Here is a 14,343-nt window from a genome sequence, read left to right as displayed (position 1 = left end):
GTCCTGTCAGTCGGCGGCGCCGAAGTCATAGTGCAAGTCGTTGTCGCGACGGCTGATGCTGACGCTGGCCAGCGGCTTGCCTTCGAGCAGGCGCGTGAGGAACTCGCGGCTCATGTCCGGCAGCAGGCCGTTGGTGAGGATGGCGTCGATCATGCGGCCACCGCTTTCGGTCTCGGTGCAGCGCGAGACAATCAGCTCGACCACCTCGTCGTCGTAGGCGAAGCCGACCTTGTGGGTACCTTCCACGCGCTTGCGAATGCGCTCCAGCTGCAGGCGGGTGATGGCCTTGAGCATGGTGTCGCTGAGCGGGTAGTAGGGGATGGTCACCAGGCGGCCGAGCAGCGCCGGCGGGAAGATCTCCAGCAGCGGCTTGCGCAGCGAGGTGGCCACGGCCTCGGGGTCGGGCAGGGCCTGCGGGTCCTTGCAGGTGTTGGCGATCAGCTCGGTGCCGGCGTTGGTGGTGAGCAGGATCAGGGTATTGCGGAAGTCGATCTGGCGGCCTTCGCCGTCTTCCATCACGCCCTTGTCGAATACCTGGAAGAAAATCTCGTGCACGTCGGGGTGGGCTTTTTCCACCTCGTCCAGCAACACCACACTGTACGGGCGGCGGCGCACGGCCTCGGTCAGCACGCCGCCTTCGCCGTAGCCGACGTAGCCGGGTGGCGCGCCCTTGAGGGTCGAGACGGTATGGGCTTCCTGGAATTCGCTCATGTTGATGGTGATCAGGTTCTGTTCACCGCCGTACATGGCCTCGGCCAGGGCCAGGGCGGTCTCGGTCTTGCCCACGCCGGAGGTGCCGGCGAGCATGAACACGCCGATCGGCTTGTTCGGGTTGTCCAGGCCTGCGCGGGAGGTCTGGATGCGCTTGGCGATCATCTTCAGCGCGTGATCCTGACCGATGATGCGCTTGGCCAGGTGCGAGTCGAGGTTGAGCACGGTCTCGATTTCGTTGCGCGCCATGCGCCCCACCGGGATACCGGTCCAGTCGGCGACCACCGAGGCCACTGCCTGGTAGTCCACGGTTGGCAGGATCAGCGGGCTCTCGCCTTGCAGCTGGCTCAGGCGCTGCTGCAGGTCGACGAGTTTTTCGCGCAGCTCATGGCTGCCCTGCACGTCCACTTCCTGATCGACCACGCCGACCTGTTCACGCAGTTGCGCACGGGTGGCCAGCAGCTCGTCGACCATGGCTTTCTCCTCGGCCCAACGGCTTTCCAGGGCGGCCAGGCGCTCGCGCTCCTCGGCCAGCAGGCTGTCGGCCTGGGCCTGACGTTGCCCGGTGTTGACACCGATGGCGGCTTCGCGGGCGATGATCTGCAGCTCGACTTCCAGCGCCTCGATGCGCCGACGGCTGTCGTCCACCTCCGCCGGCACTGCGTGCAGGCTGATGGCCACGCGGGCGCAGGCGGTGTCGAGCAGGCTCACCGACTTGTCGGGCAGCTGGCGCGCCGGAATGTAGCGGTGCGACAGCTTCACGGCGGCTTCCAGCGCTTCGTCGAGGATCTGTACCTGGTGGTGCTTCTCCATGGTCGAGGCCACGCCGCGCATCATCAGCAGCGCCTTGGCTTCGCTCGGCTCGTCCACCTGGACGACCTGGAAGCGCCGGGTCAGCGCCGGGTCCTTCTCGATATGCTTCTTGTACTCGGCCCAGGTGGTCGCCGCCACGGTGCGCAGGCTGCCACGAGCAAGGGCCGGCTTGAGCAGGTTGGCGGCATCGCCCGTGCCGGCCGCGCCGCCAGCGCCGACCAGTGTGTGGGCTTCGTCGATGAACAGGATGATCGGCTTGGGCGAAGCCTGCACGTCTTCGATGACCTGGCGCAGGCGCTGCTCGAACTCGCCCTTCATGCTGGCGCCGGCCTGCAGCAGGCCGACATCCAGGCTGCGCAGTTCGACGTCTTTCAAGGCCGGCGGCACATCGCCGGCGACGATGCGCAGGGCGAAGCCTTCGACCACGGCGGTCTTGCCGACGCCGGCCTCGCCGGTGAGGATCGGGTTGTTCTGGCGGCGGCGCATGAGGATGTCCACCAGTTGGCGAATTTCCTCATCACGGCCGACGATGGGGTCGAGCTTGCCGCTGCGCGCCTGTTCGGTGAGGTCGACGGTGAAGCGCTTGAGTGCCTCCTGCTTGCCCATCGCCGCTGGTGCCACCGCGCCGCTGGCTTCGCCCGGGGCGGCAGCGCTGAAGCCGTCGCTGGCAGCCAGGTTGTTTTCCGGCGAGTCGCCGACGTACTCGTCGAAGCGCTCGCTCAGGGCCTCGACCTTCAGCTTGGCGAATTCGCTGGACAGCCCCAGCAGGGCGTTGCGCAGGCTCGGGGTCTTGAGGATGCCGACCAGCAGGTAGCCGGTGCGCACCTGGCTTTCGCCGAACATCAGGCTGCCGTACACCCAGCCGCGTTCGACGGCTTCCTCGACCTGGGAGGACAGGTCGGTGATCGACGTCGAACCCCGCGGCAGGCGGTCCAGGGCGTCGGTCAGGTCGCGGGCCAGGCGCGCCGGCTCGACGTTGAACTGGCGGATGATGCGGTGCAGGTCGCTGTCCTGCAGCTGCAGCAGCTGGTGCAGCCAGTGCGCCAATTCGACATAGGGGTTGCCACGCAGCTTGCAGAACACCGTGGCGGCCTCGATGGCCTTGTAGGCGACACTGTTGAGTTTGCCGAACAGCGCGGCGCGGCTGATTTCACCCATGGTCCTGACTCCTTGTTGGCGGGGCGTTGACCGGCCGCTCGGCGTAGTACCGGGCAAGCTTCAGGTCGTTGGCATCGTGCGACGGCCGGCCGAGCCAGGTATCGAACCCCAGGCGTTGGCCGGCATTGAGTTGCAGCGCGGGCACCTGGCCCTGCGCGAGAATGAGGTTGAGGTCCCAGTCCAGTTCCTGGCCCAGGTACTCGGCGACCCACGCGGCCAGCTCGACGAACGCCTGCCCGCCGGGGAGCAGGGCGTGGTACTGGTCGAGGGTCAGCGGGCCCAGGCACAGGCGGAACTTGTGCTGGCGGTCCCAGACGTAGCGGCCCAGGCACAGGTCGACACCCAGGCGGTTGGCGCGCACGCCGAGCTGGCTGCGTTCAGGCAGCTCCAGCCACTGGCCGACGTATTCCTCGAGCTTCACCGGCACGCCGAAGTAGCTGGCCAGGATGCTGCACAGGCCATCCGGGTAGCGGGTCTGCGCCGCCAGGTGGCCGGACCAGTGCAGCTTGGCGGTATCGGCCAGCGGCCCCTGGCCTTGCAGCTCCGGTTGACCGCGGCCGCTGAGGGCGGCCAGGCGCGCGGCCCAGTAATCGTCGCCCGGGCGGTCATGGCTGACGGTCGGCCGGGCCTCGGCCCAGGCGCGATAGAACAGGCTCAGCAGGCGGTGGTGGAAGACATCGAGGAAGCGCTTGCTGGTCGGGTCGGCGTGGTTGCGCTGGCGCTCGCGCATGTACTCGGTCAGGTGCAGCGGCAGCGGGCCGTTGGGGCCGCCGAGGCCGAAGAAGAACTGCTCCAGGCGCGCTGGCTGGTCGTCGTTGGCCGTGACCGAGGCCAGCGTCGCCGGGGCGAAGCCGCAGTCCAGGCGCTGGCCCAGGCGCACCGGTTCGTCGGCCAGGCGCAGCGAGTGGCCGAAGCGGGGCAGCTCGGGGTTCTCCGCCTCGAGGCGACGCAGCGCCTGGAAGAAATCGTATTCCCAGGGTTCGGCCTGCATGGCCTGTAGCGTGTTCACAGGTTCGGCCTGCGCCCGGGCTTGGCTTTCCAGCGCATGATCTCGCCTCTTTCGCTGGTGCGCAGCACGGTTTCGGTGAAGCTGTTGATCGACACATAGCGGGTCAGGAAGCGCTCGAACACCGCGCCCAGCAGGAACACACCGGTGCCGCGGAAGGCGTTCTCGTCGAACGTCAGGGTGATCTCCAGGCCACGGCCGAAGACGATCGGCCCGGGCATCGGCAGGCGCCGCGTGCAGGGTTTGCAGCTGACTTCGCGCAGGCCGTCGATCTGCAGCTGCAGGGCGCTGTCCTGCTGGTCGCCGTACAGGCGCAGCAGCTCGCGCAGGGCGGCGGCGCCCTGGCCTTGCTCGGCCAGTGACAGGTAGTTCAGCGACAACTGGCTGATCAGGCGCCAGGCCCGGTTGTCGTGGGCGTGGCTGGCCTTCGGTCGGCTGGGGCCGGCCAGGCAGCGCACGGCGGATACCGGTGCGCTGTCGGCCAGGCTGAAGTCGCTGCGCCCGTCGCCGACATTCATGAACAGCGGCAGGTCGCGGTTGCTGCACAGCGCGCTGATGCCCAGCTGGCGCAGGTCATGGCGGTACGGCGCCTGGTTGCCATCGACCAGGCTGACGAAGGTCTCGCTGCCCATGTAGCTGGAGCGCGTACCGTTGCGCCGCTGCTCGCTGGAGAGCACGCGCGGTTCGCGGCGCACCAGGTAGTACGCCTGGTCACGGCCATAGCGCGACGGGTCGCGCACCGCGTAGAACGGCAGGAATTCCTGGTCCGGCCCGGTACCGTGGCCGGTGACCCGCTGCAGTGAGTGGATCTCGAAATCGGTGGGCCGGGTACGGTCGGCGATCACATGGTGCTCCTGGACCCGGTCGGTCAGGTGGATGCGATCCACCCGGCGCGGGAACAGGTTGATCGCCGGGGTGCAGAACGGCACGAACTGGGCGGGGCCCACGCTGCTTTCCAGCGCGGCGTCGATACGGTCGAACAGCACCAGCAGCTCCAGCTCCTGGCCGTCGCAGCGCTTGACCGCGCGTTCCAGCCCGGCGAAGTCGACGAACAGATAGCGCTGGGGCAGGGCGAAATACTCCTGCAACAGGCGATAGCCCTGGAAGGCCTGCGGCACCACCGGCAACGCTGCTTCGCGGTCATCGAAGCCACAGGGCAGCAAGGCGTCCTCGACGGGGATGCGTTCGACCCAGTCGGCGCCCGGCTGGCGCACGAACACCGCGCAGGCGCTGCCCAGCAGTTGTTCGTACAGGCGGAACGGGGTTTCGTCGGCACCGTTGAGGTACAGCGGCAAGTGCGTCAGCGGCAGGCTGGAGAACGGAATCTCGGCGCCGCTGCGCAGGGTCAGGCGCAGTCCGGCGCGGGCTTTCGGTTCGCTGGCGGCCAGGCGCCCGAGCACAGCCCCGGGGTTGCCGAAGTACTCGGCCCGGGCAACCTGCAACGGCCACAGGGTGACGTCCTGGGTGCTGCGAAATTCGCAGGGCGTCTGCGAATTGCGCCCAAGATTGGCGCGCAGGACGCTGTCACGGGGTAGCTGGAATCCGGCGGCCAGCGAGCCTTCGTCGGGATCGGTCTGCAGTTGCACCACGGTCATCGATGGCGTCGGCGCCAGGTAGTGCGGGTAGGCGATTTCCAGCAGGTTGTGGGTGAAGGTCGGGTATTCGGCGTCGAGCTTGAGCTGCACCCGCGCGGTGAGGTAGGCGAAACCTTCGAGCAGGCGCTCGACGTAAGGGTCGGCGCACTCGATCCCGGACAGCGTCAGGCGCCCGGCGATCTTCGGGTATTCCTTGGCGAACTCCGCGGCACCCTCGCGGATGTGCTGCAGTTCCTGGTTGTACAGTTCGAGCAGGCGCGGGTTCATGCGCGCCTCCGGCGGTCGGCGGGGGCCACACGCACGTGCCCGGATTCCAGGTCGACGTCGGTCTGGAGCAGCAGCGGCAGGGCTGCAGGCTGGGCCCACAGGTCGCCTTCGATCTCGAAGCTCAGGGCGTTGGCGTTCATCTCGCCGGGTGCGGCCTGGGCGCGTACCTTCAGGGTATGGGCGAGGATGCGCGGCTCGTAGGTGGCGATGGCCTGGTGGATGATGCGTTCGAGCGCGTTGAGGTCGATGTTCGACGCGCTGTTGCCGGCCAATGCCGGCAACCCGTAGTTGATTACCGAGGCGCCGGCCGGGGAGTTCAGCGTGGCGCCGGTGTCGAGCAGCGACGTGGTGTTGAGCAGCCAGGCCAGGTCGCGCAGTACCGAGGCCTTGAGCTGCTGCAGGCTGAGCACGCGCTTGTCGGGGGCTTCCTGTGGGTTGCCCGGGTCATCGTCGGTCAGGCGATCCAGCAGCGAAGGCTGCAGGCGGTCGCGGGTGGCGATTTCGGCTACCACTGGAACATCCCTGTGAACATTTTCTGGTCTTCGAAACCGGTGTCGCACGAGGCGCTCGGCGCCGGCGTTGAGGCTTCCAGGCCGGCCTGGGTCAGGCGCACGGCGCGCGAGGTCTTCAGGCATTCGCCCTTGAGCGTCGGGTGTGGCTGCACATGGGTCACCAGCACGATTGGCGTGCCATTGAACTGCTCGACCCGGGCCTTGCCGGCGCGGTCCGGGCTCAGGCCGCAGGGCCATTGCATGTCCAGCGCCAGGCGCTGTTCGCCGCGATCGAGCACACACTGGCCGGCATTCTCGCTCAGCGTCACGGTCTGCCCGCCCAGGTTGGCCTGGTTCAGCAGTTCGGCGTCGGCGCAAGCGCTCAAGGCCAACAGCAGGGCGCCGGCCAGGGCAGCGCGGGTCATGTGAGCTCCCAGAACCAGACTTGCTTCGACTGGTAGTTGTGGTCGGAGAAACCTTTGGTCAGGCCGCGGTTCCACAGGTCGATATGGTCGCCCGTGCGGTTCTCCTGGCTCTGCCCGGTGCGGGCGAAGCAGTCTCTGTAGAAGATGATCCCGGTCTTGGCCTTGAGCGCTTCGCGGGCCTGGGCGGTACCGGCAATCTTCAGCGGGTAGAACAATCGTGTCTCCAGCCAGTTGGCCAGGGATTCGGCGCCACGGGCATGCTCGTGGGCGCACTTGGGTTCGGTATAGGTCGATTTGTTGACCTTGAGGCTCATCTCGCCGTTGAGCGCGATGCTCATGCGGATGGCGCACTGGTTGTCCCACGGGCCGTCGCAGGGCGAGGACACGCTCGGGTAGGCATTCCACAGGTTGATGAAAGAAGGCTTGGCCATTATGTTCACCGTGAGCGGGTGACGCGTGGGGAGGTGCGCCCGCGCCGCGCCCAGGCGCGGCACGGGCGCGGTCGATCAGATCTTGACGTTCGAGCGGATGTTCCAGCCGTACTTGATCGGGCCGCCTTCCTTGGTGCCGTCGGCTTTCTGCGGCTGGTAGTCGACGGTGACCTTGGCGAAGTTCAGGGTCACGTTCTCGGTCAGGCGGTCGTCGCTGCCCGAACCGCCGGTGCTCAGCGAGCTGATGATCACCTCTTCGAGGTTGATGATCAGGTACTCGACCTGGCTTTCACCGCCGGCCTTGCGCACCGTCAGCTTGACCTTGTCGATGTGCTTGCCGCTGGAGCAGTGAGCCATCAGGTTGGGGCTGGACTTGTCGATGTACTTGGTGATCGACAGGTCCTGGATGTTGACCTTGCCCGAACCGCCGCCGCTGCCCAGGTGCATGTTGCCGGACTGGGACATGCCCCAGCTCCAGTTGAGCACGTCGATTTCGTCCTTGTGGGCCTTGTCGTGGGACTCGCCCTTGATGTCGCCGATCTTGATGAAAATATCTACAGCCATGATGTCCTCGGGATTTCGCGTCGGTTAGCGGTGGTATTGGCTGATCGCGGGGCCCGCCCCCTCTGTGGGCGCGGGCGGCCCCGCGATGATCAGGCCCCTTTGGCCGAAGGCAGCTTCGACACCAGGCGCAGCGACACGGTCAGCCCTTCGAGCTGGTAGTGCGGGCGCAGGTAGAAGCGCGAGTTGTAGTAACCCGGGTTGCCTTCGACTTCCTCGACCACCACTTCGGCGGCCGCCAGCGGGTGCTGGGCCTTGGTGGTCTCGGTGGAGTGCGCCGGATCGCCATCGACGTAGTTGAGGATCCAGTCCTGCAGCCAGCGCTGCATCTCGTCCTTTTCCTTGAACGAGCCGATCTTGTCGCGAACGATGCACTTCAGGTAATGGGCGAAGCGGCAGGTGGCGAACAGGTACGGCAGGCGCGCGGCCAGGTTGGCGTTGGCGGTGGCGTCCGGATCATCGTACTCGGCCGGTTTCTGCAGCGACTGCGCGCCGATGAAGGCGGCGAAGTCGGTGTTCTTCTTGTGCAGCAGTGGCATGAAGCCGTTCTTGGCCAGTTCCGCCTCGCGGCGGTCGGAAATGGCGATCTCGGTCGGGCACTTCATGTCCACGCCACCGTCGTCGGTGGGGAAGGTGTGCGCCGGCAGGCCTTCGACTTCACCGCCCGACTCCACGCCGCGGATGCGCGAGCACCAGCCGTAGTGCTTGAACGAACGGTTGATGTTCACCGCCATGGCGTAGGCGGCGTTGGCCCAGGTGTACTTGCTGCTGTCGGCGCCGTCGGTGTCTTCCTCGAAGGCGAAGGCCTCCACCGGGTCGGTCTTGGCGCCGTAGGGCAGGCGCGCCAGGAAGCGCGGCATGGTCAGGCCGATGTAGCGCGAGTCTTCCGATTCGCGCAGCGAGCGCCAGCCGGCGTATTCCGGGGTGGTGAAGATCTTGGTCAGGTCGCGCGGGTTGCTCAGTTCCTGCCACGAGCCCATGCCCATCACCGTCGGCGAGGCGGCGGAGATGAACGGCGCGTGCATCGAGGCGCAGACCTTGGACACTTCGCCGAGCAGCTCGACGTCGGGCGGCGACTGGTCGAAGTAGTAGTCGCCCACCAGGCAGCCGTACGGCTCGCCGCCGAACTGGCCGTATTCCTCTTCGTAGAGCTTCTTGAACACCGGGCTCTGGTCCCAGGCGGTGCCCTTGAACTTCTTCAGGGTCTTGTGCAGGTCGGTCTTCGAGATGTTGAGCACGCGGATCTTCAGCTGCTCGTCGCTCTCGGTGTTGTTGACCAGGTAGTGCAGGCCACGCCAGGCGCTTTCCAGTTTCTGGAAGTCATCGTGGTGGATGATCTGGTTGACCTGGGCGGTGAGCTTGGCGTCGATGGCGGCGATGATCTGCTCGATCGAGCCGATGGCATCGTTGGACACCAGGCTGGTCTGCGCCAGGGCCTGCTCGGCGAGGGTGCGCACGGCGCTCTCGACGGCTTCCTTGGCCCGCTCGGTCTTGGGCTTGAACTCCTGCAGCAGCAGGCTGGCGAACTCGCTCGGGTCCTGGGTGGCCGCCTGCGGGGCCTGGCTGTCGCGCAACGGATCGTTCATGGTCGGTCTCCTCAGGCCTTCGGCTCGGTGTCGGCGGGTTTCGGCGCGCTGGCCAGGGCCTGCAGCAGGGCCGGGTCCTTGATGGCCTTGAGGATGATGTCCTCGGCACCGGTCTTGCCGTCCATGTAGGTCAGCAGGTTGGCCAGCTGGGTACGGGCCTCGAGCAGCTGGTTCAGCGCGTCGACCTTGCGTGCCACGGCGGCGGGGCTGAAGTCGTCCATGCTCTCGAAGGTGATGTCCAGGCTCAGGTTGCCTTCACCAGTCAGCTCGTTGGGCACGTTGAACGCCACGCGGGGCTTCATGGCCTTGAGGCGCGAGTCGAAGTTGTCGACGTCGATCTCCAGGAACTTGCGGTCGGCCACCGCCGGCAGTGGCTCGGCGGGCTTGCCGGCGAGGTCCGAGAGCACGCCCATGACAAAGGGCAGCTGGACCTTCTTCTCGGCGCCGTACAGCTCGACGTCATATTCGATCTGCACCCGCGGCGCACGGTTGCGCGCGATGAACTTCTGGGAGCTGTCTTTCGCCACGTTGTTCCTCCTGGTCGCCGGTACGGCGGCGTTGCTTGTTGCGGGCGTCGGTGTTGATGCGGTGTCGAGGCGTCAGTTGTCGCCTTCGGGGCCGCGCAGGTTCTCGAATTGCGACAGACCCTCGGGGATCAGGTCGCGGACGATGGTCGCGAAATCGGCGTTGACCAGGTTCTTCGCCCGGCGCAGCAGCACCGGCAACGGGCTCGAGGGCTCGTGGCGGGCGTAGTACTGGAGCAGGCGTTCGAGGCTCTGCAGCACGTCGTCGCGGCTGTTCACTTCGCCGGGCCGCGCCGTCGGGCGGGGGGCGGCGGCGCTGGCAACGGGTTGCCGGTCGTCATCGCTGCTGCTGGCGGGTTGCTCTTCGCCGCTGCCCGAAGGCGGCGCTGCGCCTTCCGGGCTGTAGTCGGCCAGCACTTGCTGGACCTGGCGCAGCGGCTGGCGCAACGCAGACAGATCGACGCCGCTGGACGAGCCGACCTGGTCATTGACCCGGCTCTCGATGACGTCAAGGGCGTCGCGGGCCAGTTGCAGCGCCTGGCGGCACTGTTCGAGCTGCTCGGGGTCGGCATCGCGCAGGGCGGCGGCCAGTTCCTCGGCGCTCAGCTGTTCGCTGGCGAAGTGCTGCACACCGGCTGCATGCAGGGCGGCGCGCAGGGTCACCGGGCCGAACGCCCGGGAGCGCACCAGCACGGCGTCGCGCAGCAGGCCGATGTTGGTGTCGCAGGTAAGGCCGGCGAGGGCATTGATGCGTACGGTAGGGTCGTTGTCGTCGGCGGCGTCCAGCTGCGGGTGCAGGTGCAGCCAGTACTCGCCGAGCAGGTCGCGGATCAGCTCGAGGCTGGCGGCCAGGCCCGGCAGGCCGTGCAGGGCCAGGTTGGCCTGGACCAGGAAGTGGGTGATGCGCAGGTCCTTGCTGCGTTGCAGCAGGTCGGTGCAGGACTGTTCGATTGCACGCCACTGCGGCGGTTCGGCTGCTTGCACGGCATCGCCCATCACGCGCTCGGGGCGGCCCTGGGCATCGCGTTCCAGTTGCAGGAAATCGGCGTCGTATTCGAGGTCGTCGCCGCACGGGAAGTCTGCGGAAATAGCGGCGAGCAGCTGCGGTGAGTTCACCAGAAATCGATCTCCATATCGGCCCTTGGCGAGGGCTTCGTATGCGCCAAGTTACAAATGTGAATTGGCGCACAAACTTGTCAAAGAATGCGAAGTTGATATCACTGTGATATCACTTTGGCACTCTTAAGTTGCGCATTTATGGTTTATTTCCAAATTGCTGTCAAGGTAAGCTACGCGCCGCGCAAGGCGACTGTGAACCAGTTGGCAACCCTTGGCGTCCATTGGTCAGGTGCCATCAAAGTGCCTTGCCGATAGGGTTTAATACGACCTTCCGGGAAGCGTGTTTTGGCATCGGGCCCTTGATTTCAAAGGGTCTGGTCGAAATGCCAGGTCGGGCTCGTTTATCCACTCAAATGGATAGATGAGTGTTTCATATATATGCAAGGAGGCATGATGGCACTTTGCCTGACCATTACCAGTTATCACAAGATCACCCCGGGCCAGTGCCCGGAGAAGTTGCTGGAAAACGGTGCCATCAGCGTCGGTCGGGCTGCGGATAATGATTGGGTACTTCCCGATCCGGAACGCCTTGTTTCTTCGAAACATTGTGTGATCCAGTTCAAGGATGGTCGCTACTATTTGACCGATAACAGCACCAATGGCGTGGAGTTGGTGCATGCCGGTATTCGCCTGCGTCGCGGTAACAGTGAGCCGTTGATGGACGGCGAAGTTATTCGAATTGGCGATTACGAGATCCAGGCACGTATTGATTCCGGCCTGTCGATCCCGTTTGCCGGGCAGCCCGAGGCTCATAGTTTCGAGGCCTTGATGGCCAACCAGGGGGCCACCCCCAATGCGCCCATCGCCGGTGCGCCTGCCGCCTTCCTGCAGGGGGCGTCGAGCCACGACACCCTGCCGGATCTGTTCGATTTCCTCGGCCCTTCCAGCGTGGCGCCTGTCAGCCAGCCGGATCATGTCCCCGCGCAGCAGCATGATTTTCGACCGCCCACGCCGGTAGCGCCGCCGCCCGCGCCGTTACCGGCAGCCACGCCCGGCGCGCCGGGCGTGATCCCGGATGACTGGAACCTGTTCGATGAAACCCCGGCACCTGTTCTCCAGCCCGCCCCGGTACTGGCGCCAGCACCGCCACCGCCGCTGCCGGAGCCGCTGACCCCGAGCGAGCCTGTTGTTCGGCCGCAGCCCGTGGTGACGGCTGCCGCGCCTGCTGACAGCGATGCGCTGCTCCAGGCTTTCCTGCGTGGCGCAGGCATCGAGCACCTGCGCATCGACGCCGTCGATGCCGCCGCGCAGATGGAGGCCATTGGCCGCAGCTACCGGCTCATGGTCGAGGGCCTGATCGATGTGTTGCGCGCGCGCAGCAGCCTGAAAGGCGAGTTCCGCATGCAGCAGACCACCATCGCCCCGGTACAGAACAACCCGCTGAAGTTCGCTCCCAATGCCGACGAAGCGCTGTTGTTGTTGCTGCGCGAGGGCAACCAGGCGTTCATGGCCCCCGACCAGGCGGTACGCGACAGCTTCGACGACCTGCGCGCCCACCAACTGGCGGTGATGGCAGGCATCGAGGCGGCGCTCAAGCACCTGCTCAAACGCTTCGAACCCGCCCGCCTGGAAGAGCGTCTGGCACCTGCCGCCGGGCTGGCCAAGCTGTTCGGCGGTTCGCGCCAGGCCCACTGCTGGCAGCAGTTCACCGAGCTCTACAGCCAGATTTCCCGAGAGGCCGAAGACGACTTCCAGGACCTGTTCGGCCGCGAGTTCAGCCGCGCCTACGAGGCCCACAGCCAACGCATTCAACGTTCCTGAGGCCAGCGCCCGGGATACAGGAAGAACACAAGACGTCATGAGGACGAGGATGAGTGCAACAAGACTGATCGCAGCCCTGGCCATGGTGCTGCTCAGTGCCTGCAGCAAGGACACGCCAAGCGAGCCTGCCCCCGAGGCGGCGCCCGCCACGGGAGTCACCCTGTACTTCAGCGCCGCCGCCGGGCTCAACCCCGGTGCCAGCGGCATGCCCGCGCCGGTACGGGTGCGCATCTACGAGCTGAAGAACAGCGCCGCCTTCGCCCGTGCCGACTATTTCGCCCTGGCCGAACGCGCCCAGGCCACCTTGGCCGCCGACCTGATCGACCAGGATGAAGTCCTGCTCCAGCCCGGCGAGCAGCTGCGCCTGGAGCGCCCGCTCGACCCGGCCACGCGCCAGGTCGGCCTGGTGGTCGGTTACCGCGAGGTCGACCGCGCCCAGTGGCGCAGCGTGCTGCCGGTACCGCCCCGTGACTATCAGATCAGCCTCGATGTGCGCGCCGTGCGCAGCGCCGTGGCCACCCCACAACCTGAGCCTGCCCGCTAGGCAATCGGAGAAAGCATGTCCTGGAACAATCGCGTGGTCTGGTCGGAAGGGATGTTCATCACCACCCAGCACTTCCAGCAGCACGACCGCTACCTGGAAAACTTCGTCGATGCCCGCAGCCGGCCGCTCAGTGCCGCCGCCTGGGGCTTTTCCGAACTGCTGATCGATCAGGGCCTGCTGGCCCAGGGCAAGCTGGCGATCCTCAGCGCCCGTGGCCTGCTGCCGGATGGCACGCCGTTCGATATTCCCCGTGACGACCTGCCGCCCGCGCCGCTGGAGATTCCCGACGACCTGCGCAACGGTGTGATCCACCTCGGTCTGCCGCTCAAGCGTGCCGGCGCCCGCGATACCGTCGACGACGGCGAGGTGCCTGACGGTGCGCGGTACGTTAGCCGCGTCAGCGAAGTGCGCGACGACAACGCCCCGTTCGAAAACCGCGCGCCGCTTGCCCTGGGCAGCCGTGCCCTGCGCCTGCTGCGCGCCGAGGATGGCCTGAGCGACTATGCCGCGTTGGGCGTGGTGCGTATCCGCGAGAAGCGTGCCGACCGCGCACTGGTGCTGGATGACAGCTACATCCCGCCGCTGCTCGATGTGGCCACCAGCAACCAGCTCTCGGGCTTTCGTGGCGAGCTGCTGGGCCTGCTGCACCAGCGCGGCGAAGCCTTGGCCGGGCGCGTGGTCGCCTCGGCCAATGGCGGCGCCTCGGAGATCGCCGACTTCATGCTGCTGCAACTGGTCAACCGCGCCCAGCCGCTGGTCGAGCACCTCAACCAGCTGACGCCGCTGCACCCCGAGCGGCTGTACAGCGAGCTGGTGGCCCTGGCCGGCGAGTTCGCCACCTTCACCCGCGATGGCCGCCGTCCGGAAAGCTACCCGGTGTACCAGCACGACGACCTGGCGGCGACCTTCGCCCCGGTAATGGCCGCGCTGCGCGAGGCGCTGTCGATGCTGATCGACAGCAAGGCCGTGGCCATCCCGCTGGTCGAGAAGGCCTACGGCATCCATGTCGGCATGCTCGCCGACCGCAGCCTGCTCGACAGCGCCAGCTTCGTGCTGGTGGTGCGCGCCGACGTGCCCAGCGAGACCCTGCGCAGCCGCTTTGGCCAGCAGAGCAAGATCGGCGCGGTGGAGCACATCCGCGACCTGGTCAACCTGCAACTGCCGGGCATCGGCCTGCTGCCGCTGCCGGTGGCGCCACGGCAGATTCCGTTCCACGCCGGTTCCACCTACTTCGAACTCGACCGGGGCAGCGAACACTGGAAGCAACTGCAGCATTCCGGTGGTTTTGCCTTCTACGTCGCTGGCGAGTTCCCCGGCCTGAACCTGGCCTTCTGGGCCATTCGAGGATAAG

At 66.5% G+C, this 14,343-nt stretch carries 13 protein-coding genes; 3 read left to right on the top strand and 10 right to left on the bottom strand.

What is annotated here, in order from left to right; all coding sequences use genetic code 11:
* Positions 1-6: 6 nt before the first annotated feature.
* The 10 genes from tssH to tssA form a co-directional block, all read right to left on the bottom strand.
* On the bottom strand, positions 7-2,682 hold the full coding sequence (tssH, locus tag OH705_RS09315) for a type VI secretion system ATPase TssH (RefSeq protein ID WP_038707174.1): 2,676 nt from the start codon (positions 2,680-2,682) through the stop codon (positions 7-9).
* Entirely contained in the window at positions 2,675-3,724 is a 1,050-nt protein-coding gene (tssG, locus tag OH705_RS09310) for a type VI secretion system baseplate subunit TssG (protein WP_038707645.1), read from the bottom strand. The genes tssH and tssG overlap by 8 nt, the downstream gene beginning before the upstream one ends.
* Entirely contained in the window at positions 3,688-5,550 is a 1,863-nt protein-coding gene (gene tssF, locus OH705_RS09305) for a type VI secretion system baseplate subunit TssF (RefSeq protein ID WP_267301974.1), read from the bottom strand. The genes tssG and tssF overlap by 37 nt, the downstream gene beginning before the upstream one ends.
* A complete protein-coding gene (gene tssE / locus OH705_RS09300) occupies positions 5,547-6,062 on the bottom strand; it encodes a type VI secretion system baseplate subunit TssE (protein WP_038707176.1) in 516 nt (171 codons plus the stop codon). The genes tssF and tssE overlap by 4 nt, the downstream gene beginning before the upstream one ends.
* Positions 6,056-6,466 (bottom strand): hypothetical protein, encoded by a 411-nt coding sequence (locus OH705_RS09295; protein ID WP_038707177.1) that lies wholly within the window; start codon positions 6,464-6,466, stop codon positions 6,056-6,058. Before OH705_RS09295 ends, tssE begins: the two co-directional genes overlap by 7 nt.
* A complete protein-coding gene (locus OH705_RS09290; protein ID WP_023632509.1) occupies positions 6,463-6,897 on the bottom strand; it encodes a type VI secretion system amidase effector protein Tae4 in 435 nt (144 codons plus the stop codon). The genes OH705_RS09295 and OH705_RS09290 overlap by 4 nt, the downstream gene beginning before the upstream one ends.
* A gap of 75 nt (positions 6,898-6,972) precedes the next feature.
* Positions 6,973-7,461, bottom strand: coding sequence for an Hcp family type VI secretion system effector (locus tag OH705_RS09285; RefSeq protein ID WP_023632508.1), 489 nt, complete (start codon positions 7,459-7,461; stop codon positions 6,973-6,975).
* An 89-nt stretch (positions 7,462-7,550) separates the two neighbouring features.
* Positions 7,551-9,044 (bottom strand): type VI secretion system contractile sheath large subunit, encoded by a 1,494-nt coding sequence (gene tssC / locus OH705_RS09280; protein WP_023632507.1) that lies wholly within the window; start codon positions 9,042-9,044, stop codon positions 7,551-7,553.
* A gap of 11 nt (positions 9,045-9,055) precedes the next feature.
* A complete protein-coding gene (tssB, locus tag OH705_RS09275) occupies positions 9,056-9,571 on the bottom strand; it encodes a type VI secretion system contractile sheath small subunit (RefSeq protein ID WP_023632506.1) in 516 nt (171 codons plus the stop codon).
* Positions 9,572-9,643: 72 nt separating this feature from the next.
* On the bottom strand, positions 9,644-10,684 hold the full coding sequence (tssA, locus tag OH705_RS09270) for a type VI secretion system protein TssA (protein ID WP_160291015.1): 1,041 nt from the start codon (positions 10,682-10,684) through the stop codon (positions 9,644-9,646).
* A gap of 396 nt (positions 10,685-11,080) precedes the next feature.
* Here tssA and tagH point away from each other — a divergent pair, with 396 nt between their 5' ends.
* From tagH to tssK, 3 genes are read left to right on the top strand one after another with little or no spacing between them, the layout of a single operon-like run.
* Positions 11,081-12,448 (top strand): type VI secretion system-associated FHA domain protein TagH, encoded by a 1,368-nt coding sequence (gene tagH, locus OH705_RS09265; RefSeq protein WP_094011583.1) that lies wholly within the window; start codon positions 11,081-11,083, stop codon positions 12,446-12,448.
* Positions 12,449-12,497: 49 nt separating this feature from the next.
* Positions 12,498-12,992: a type VI secretion system lipoprotein TssJ gene (gene tssJ, locus OH705_RS09260; protein ID WP_094011582.1), complete on the top strand. Its 495-nt coding sequence runs from the start codon at positions 12,498-12,500 to the stop codon at positions 12,990-12,992.
* Positions 12,993-13,007: 15 nt separating this feature from the next.
* Complete coding sequence (gene tssK / locus OH705_RS09255; RefSeq protein WP_094011581.1) at positions 13,008-14,342, top strand: type VI secretion system baseplate subunit TssK; 1,335 nt, start codon at positions 13,008-13,010, stop codon at positions 14,340-14,342.
* Position 14,343 lies beyond the last annotated feature (1 nt).

It is taken from the genome of Pseudomonas sp. BJa3, from assembly GCF_026343815.1.
GTDB lineage: Bacteria > Pseudomonadota > Gammaproteobacteria > Pseudomonadales > Pseudomonadaceae > Aquipseudomonas > Aquipseudomonas soli.
Note: the sequence above shows the minus strand (reverse complement) of the source record. Positions and strands in the feature narration are given on the sequence as shown.

Coding starts and splice junctions, on each gene's coding strand:
- tssH (WP_038707174.1), bottom strand. CDS start 2,682: ATGGGTGAAATCAGCCGCGCCGCGCTGTTCGGCAAACTCAACAGTGTC.
- tssF (WP_267301974.1), bottom strand. CDS start 5,550: ATGAACCCGCGCCTGCTCGAACTGTACAACCAGGAACTGCAGCACATC.
- OH705_RS09295 (WP_038707177.1), bottom strand. CDS start 6,466: ATGACCCGCGCTGCCCTGGCCGGCGCCCTGCTGTTGGCCTTGAGCGCT.
- OH705_RS09290 (WP_023632509.1), bottom strand. CDS start 6,897: ATGGCCAAGCCTTCTTTCATCAACCTGTGGAATGCCTACCCGAGCGTG.
- OH705_RS09285 (WP_023632508.1), bottom strand. CDS start 7,461: ATGGCTGTAGATATTTTCATCAAGATCGGCGACATCAAGGGCGAGTCC.
- tssC (WP_023632507.1), bottom strand. CDS start 9,044: ATGAACGATCCGTTGCGCGACAGCCAGGCCCCGCAGGCGGCCACCCAG.
- tagH (WP_094011583.1), top strand. CDS start 11,081: ATGGCACTTTGCCTGACCATTACCAGTTATCACAAGATCACCCCGGGC.
- tssJ (WP_094011582.1), top strand. CDS start 12,498: ATGAGTGCAACAAGACTGATCGCAGCCCTGGCCATGGTGCTGCTCAGT.
- tssK (WP_094011581.1), top strand. CDS start 13,008: ATGTCCTGGAACAATCGCGTGGTCTGGTCGGAAGGGATGTTCATCACC.